Annotated in this window: 2 protein-coding genes; both read right to left on the reverse strand. The window is 66.1% G+C overall.

Annotated elements, in window-relative coordinates; translation table 11 throughout:
* A partial coding sequence (locus ACYVDE_RS20710; protein WP_460503435.1) for a hypothetical protein occupies nt 1–799 on the reverse strand: 799 nt, incomplete at its 3' end.
* 139 nt (nt 800–938) lie between these two features.
* Nucleotides 939–2,257 (reverse strand): FAD-dependent oxidoreductase (locus ACYVDE_RS20715; RefSeq protein WP_460503436.1); only part of this gene is annotated, 1,319 nt, incomplete at its 5' end.

Below are 2,257 nucleotides of genomic sequence, written 5' to 3' on the forward strand. Positions count from 1 at the left end.
CGCGCCGCGCCGGGGCCGCGTCCTGCGCTGGTTTCGGCCCGCCGGCCCACACCAGCGCCAGGTAAGGAATGCCGTGCGACACCACGTTGAGCAGCGTGAATACTAGGTCGCCGTTGAACAGTACGATGCCCACATACCACGACACCAGCGTACCGGTCAGCAGCAGGTTGCGCGGCACGTTGAAGGTACGGCTGCGGTACCACAGCCAGGCTTCGCGGGCCACATAGGCAACAATCAGCGCCACGTAGAGCACCGTGGCGACGGTGCGACCCAGAGGCCAGTCGAACTGCACGAAGTCACCCTCCACGAACCAGTTGAAATTGCGCCCCGGCGAGAAATGCCAGTATAGCAGCGGGTAAATGGTGGCGTAGTAGATGAGCGTTGTGGCCAGCCAGCGCCCCGGCGCGGCGGCCTCATGCCGGCTGTAAATCCGCAGAAAGCCATACTGCTGCCGGATGAAGTGGAATACTGCCAGATACGCCAGCGCCCGCCAGAACACCAGCCCGCCTAGGCTGTGCAGGGCCACGCCCACCGCGTAGCAGGCCAGCGGCGCTACCCACAGCAGCATGCGCCGCTCGCGCCGTTTCAGCGGGTCGAAGTAGGTCTGGAATAGCGTGCCGTAGACGTGCGCCACGTCGATGAGCACCACCAGCGCCACCCAGGCCAGCAGCGGCATGGCCGCCGAGTGCCGATAGCCGGCGGGCAACCCCAGCACCAGCAGCAGCGCCAGAAACGGCGGCGCGAGAATAAGCAGGCCGTCGTAGCGCGCGGAGCGAATCCAAGGTTGAGCGGTGGGCATGTCAGATGATGAAGGAAAAGAAATGCGACAACACTGGAACCTCATGCTGAGCTTGTCGAAGCATCTCTACCGCTTCGTTGTAACGGAGTCGATTAGTTGCGCAGTAGAGATGCTTCGACAAGCTCAGCATGACGTTCGATTACGCTTGCCGCGCCGCCCCCAGCATTTCCCGCGCTGCCCGAATCCCTTGATAAAACCCTTCCTCAAAAATCGAAATACCACTGTAGTCGGTGTGGGCGAAAAACACCCGGCCGCGCATTGGCTGTGTGGCCGCCGCCCGCGCCGCTCCCCAGAGCAGGCCCGGCGTGGGAGCCACCATGCCGTGGCCCCACACCCAGAGGTCGGCCTGCTGCACGTAGGGCGTCACGCCGGGGTGGTAGGTTTCGAGCTCGGCCAGCACGCGGGGTAGCCACTCGGCGTAGCTGGTTTGGTAGGCACGGCGGCGGGCGGGGCCGGGGGCTTCGTCGGTCAGGGGCCAGTAGAGAGTAATGACTTTCGGGCTGCCATCGTCCTGCTTAATTGACTGCTGCGTGGCGTTGATGTAGCCCAGCGAGGCGCTGCCGTAGCGCACGTTGTCCCAGCTCAGCGGGCGGCCGGGGCCCTGCGGCAGGCCGTCCACGGTGAGGTTGGCAATGAGCCAGGGGGCGTGGTGCAGCGTGCCGGGCGGCAGCAGCTGGTGGCCGGCGATGTTCGTGAGCAGGTGGTGGGCAATGTGCTGCGGCGTAGCCAGCAGCACCTGTTGGGCGCGCACGCGGGTGCTCTGGCGGGTGGCCACGCTGTAAATCAGGGCTTCCACACCGGTGGCGGTTTCGCGCAGGTCGTAGGCCAGGGTACGGGAGTGGATGGGGCCGCTGGCCTGGCGGCGCAGGTTTTCGGTGAGGAAGTGGTTGCCTTCGGGCCAGGTCAGCACGTCGGCGCCGGTGGCGTTGTGGGCACTGCCCTTGCGGCTGGCGAAGTAGTGCAGCCCCGCCCAGGCCGACACCTGCGCGGTCGTGGCGCCATAGTCGTCGCGGCAGGCGTAGTCGAGGTACCAGCGCAGGGCAGGCGCGGTAAAGCCTTCGCGGTCGAGGTAGGCGGCGAAGGAAATGGCATCGAGCTGGCGGTACGTTTCGTCGGTCGAAGACTCATCGAGCGGTATGCGAAACACGTCGCGGCCATCGCGGCCGACGGTGGTTTTCAGCTGCTCGGTCAGCTTAAAAAAGCGGGCCACCTGGGCCTGCTCGGCCGCGCTCAAACCCAGGCTGGGCACGAGGCCTTCCTGCCAGTGCCCTTCGATGTTGAGGCGTTCCTCGGGGTCGTGGCAGAGGTGGTAGTCGTTGTAGATGGGCCGGCCGTCGGGCGCGTAGCCGGTGAGCGTGCCGGCCGCCTGCAGAAACTCCAGCAGCTCGGTGTTGCGTACGTCGGGCACGGGCAGGTAGTGCGCGCCCCAGGGGTAGGCTGAGGCGGCGTTGCGGCCGG

It is taken from the genome of Hymenobacter agri (genome assembly GCF_054778495.1).